We start from the raw sequence: 3,270 nt of genomic DNA, 5'->3' as shown, positions 1-3,270 counted from the left end.
TTTATTATTATTTAGATATTTAAATTCAAGATTATTTGCTATATCGCTCATTATATCTTCCTTTCTTAGAATATTATAAAATTAGTTGAATTTATTTTTTATAGGTTTTTACGGTAGAATTAATATATCATTTTCGAATTTTAGTGCTCCTGAAAAAGTCTATACTTAATAATGGAGCGGTATTATGAGAAAAATGATATATTAATCATCTTTTATTTCTCTATATACCTCCAGAATTTCTTCTTTATACTCTGGATCTGCTTCAATATGGCCCCAACCTTTTTGAGATTTCCAGATACCATCATAAGGACCATTTACATAAGATTGAATAACATAAGGTATATCTCTTTCATTTAATATATCTTCCATTAAGCCAGCTTCAAATTCATTTTCCAAAACTACTATTTTTTCAGTTGGCATAGTTCTCACTCCTCTTTAATTTAATCTAAAATAATTATAACATATTAAAAATTAATTGAAAATAATTACGTTTTCTGATATTCTTATCACATCAAAGGAAAATATAGTTTTCAGGGGAGGGATTTTAAATGTTTAGAGGCTCTTTTAAAATTGGTGAGATAGCCGGGATTCCCATTAAAATTCATTTTACTTTTTTAATAATTTTACCCTTTTTTGCCTGGATTTTTGGAACTAATATTCAAAGTTTTTTAGGATATATGGGTTTAACAAATACAAGTTTATCTTTAAATCCCTATCTCTTGGGTTTGATTATTGCTGTTTTAGTTTTTGTTAGTGTTGCTTTACATGAACTTGCTCATTCATTTGTGGCTAGAAAAAGGGGAATGGAGATCAATGATATTACCCTTATGCTCTTAGGTGGAGTAGCCCAGATGGAAGAGATTAGTGAGGATTCTACAGATGAGGCTTTAATGGCTTTAATAGGTCCTGTTTTCAGTCTGGTTTTTGGATATTTATTATTAAAATTTTCTGGTATTTTTTCTTATGATACATTAGCTGATCTAAAAATTGTTTTTTTCTTTTTAGGGCAGATAAATATTTACCTTGGTGTTTTTAACTTAATACCTGCTTTCCCAACTGATGGAGGTAGAGTTTTGAGGGCTTTAATAGCAAAGAGAAAAAGTTATCTGGAAGCTACCAGAATTGCAGTTCAGGTTGGGAAAATAATTGCTTTTATGATTGGAATTTTTGGATTTTTATCTGGTAATTTTATACTCATTTTTATTGCTTTTTATATTTTTATGGCCGGTTCTCAGGAATATCAACAAACTATGATAAAAAAAGGATTGGCTGGTTTGAAGGTAAAGGATTTGATGACAAGAGAAGTAAAAACAGTTTCAGGAGAATTATTTTTATCTCAACTTTTACAAAAAATGTTTGAAGAAAGACACTCAGGTTATCCTGTAGTGGATAATAATCATCTTAAAGGTATGGTAACTATGGAAGATATAAAAAAGGTAAAAAGAGAAGAACATGGGATGAAAAAGGTAAGACAGATTATGTCTGATGAGATAAAAAAAGTTCATCCTGAAGATGAAATCTATGATGCTTTAAAAATAATCTCAAAAGAAGATATAGGGAGATTATTGGTTGTCGATGAAGAAGATAACTTGGTTGGAATTATAACCAGAACTGATATTATTAAAGGTTTTCAGTTGCAGGAATTAAAAATGGATATAGAAGAAAATGAAAGAATAAAAAAATAAATTAATGGAGGTATGATTAATGAAAAAGAGAAAATTTTTGGTGATTACCACCTTTTTAATTATTTTAACTTTAGCTTTTAGTTTTCCTATTATGGCTGAGGAAAATGATACAGAGGAAAGTTTTATAGAACTTTGTAGTTATGCACCTGCCGAAAAGATACTGGAAGCTATAGATGAAGGAGCAGAAGTTAATCAAATTGCTGAAAATGGGATGACTCCCTTTTTAGCAGCTGCCAAAAGCAATCCTCATCGTGATGCAATTGTTTTACTCAGAAATGAAGGAGCAAACCCTTATTATCGTACAGAAAATGGATGGACAGCTTTGATGTATGCTACAGTTTATAATGAAAATCCAGCTATTATTGAGCTTTTAACCTATCTGGGAAGAGATATTGATATTCAAAATAGTAAAGGTAATACAGCTCTTTTACTTGCAGTTGATAGAGGGAGAATAGATGCAGTAAGAATTCTTCTTAGAAGTGGAGCCAGAGTTAATGTAAAAAATGATAAAGGGGAAACTTCTTTAAAACTTTTATTTGCAAATGGATATCGAAATTATGATTACACCATTTTTAGAATGATAATAAATAGAGGAGCAAATCTCAATATTAGATATGAAAAAGGAAGAACTATTCTCTATGATGCAATTTCTCAGGGAAGAAATAATGCGATTGAGTTATTATTAGAAAATGGAGCAGATGTAAATATAAGAGATGATAATGGAATAACTCCTTTTCAATTTGCTTTAATGGAAAATAGAAGTTTAAGTATTTTAAAGGATCTAAAAGAAAATGGAGCTGATTTAAATTATGAAGATGGAAATGGAAGAAATGTTTTAAGTTATGCAGCTCAATATGTAAATGATAGAGATAAATTTGATTATCTTTTAGAAAATAGAGCTAAAATAAATTCACAGGATAATCGCGGTATAACTCCTTTAATGTATGCAGTAAAAGAAAATGATTTAAAAATCATTCGTTATTTACTTAATAGAGGGAGTAGAGTTAACTTAAGAGATGATCAGGGTAAAACAGCTCTCTTTTATGCAGTTCGCTATAGAACAAATCCAGAAGTTATTTCAACTTTAATAGCTCATGGAGCAAGATTGGAGACTAAGACATATACAGGAAAGACTTTAATGATGGAAGCTGTTCAATATAATTCTAATTCAGAGATTATTAGAATGCTTTTAGAAAAAGGAGTTAATCCTATTGCCCGAGATAATAGTGGTAGAAGAGTAGTGGATTTTTTAGAAAAAAATGAAGCATTAAAAGATACAGAAGTTTACTGGGATCTAAATTATCTGGAACCTAATAAACAGCGAAAAGATTTACTTGATTTAAAAGATAAAAATACTGCAGCTGTTTGGGCAGCTACTATTCCTTCAGCAGGTCATATTTATGCAGAAAACTGGTGGCCGAAAGGTACAGGTTTTCTGGTAGGGGAAGTAGTGGTATTAAGTAAGGCAATTAATGATAAAGAAAATCGCAATACCTATCTTGGAGTTTTTGCGATATTAAAGGCTTTAGAAGTTTTTGATGCTATGAATGAAACTGAAAAGTTAAATGAAGATCTGGGTGAATAT

General features: G+C 30.0%; 3 protein-coding genes. 2 read left to right on the top strand and 1 reads right to left on the bottom strand.

Annotation, left to right across the window (positions count from 1 at the left end):
* Positions 1-201 precede the first annotated feature (201 nt).
* The gene (locus VJ881_11420) at positions 202-420 is read right to left on the bottom strand and encodes a hypothetical protein (protein HKL76664.1); all 219 of its coding nucleotides are present in this window, start codon (positions 418-420) and stop codon (positions 202-204) included.
* 128 nt (positions 421-548) lie between these two features.
* Between VJ881_11420 and VJ881_11415 the strand changes: the two genes are divergently transcribed.
* The gene (locus tag VJ881_11415) at positions 549-1,685 is read left to right on the top strand and encodes a CBS domain-containing protein (protein HKL76663.1); all 1,137 of its coding nucleotides are present in this window, start codon (positions 549-551) and stop codon (positions 1,683-1,685) included.
* A gap of 19 nt (positions 1,686-1,704) precedes the next feature.
* Positions 1,705-3,270 (top strand): ankyrin repeat domain-containing protein (locus tag VJ881_11410; protein ID HKL76662.1); only part of this gene is annotated, 1,566 nt, incomplete at its 3' end.

The organism is Halanaerobiales bacterium, from assembly GCA_035270125.1.
GTDB lineage: Bacteria > Bacillota > Halanaerobiia > Halanaerobiales > DATFIM01 > DATFIM01.
This window is presented reverse-complemented; position numbering and strand designations above follow the sequence as displayed.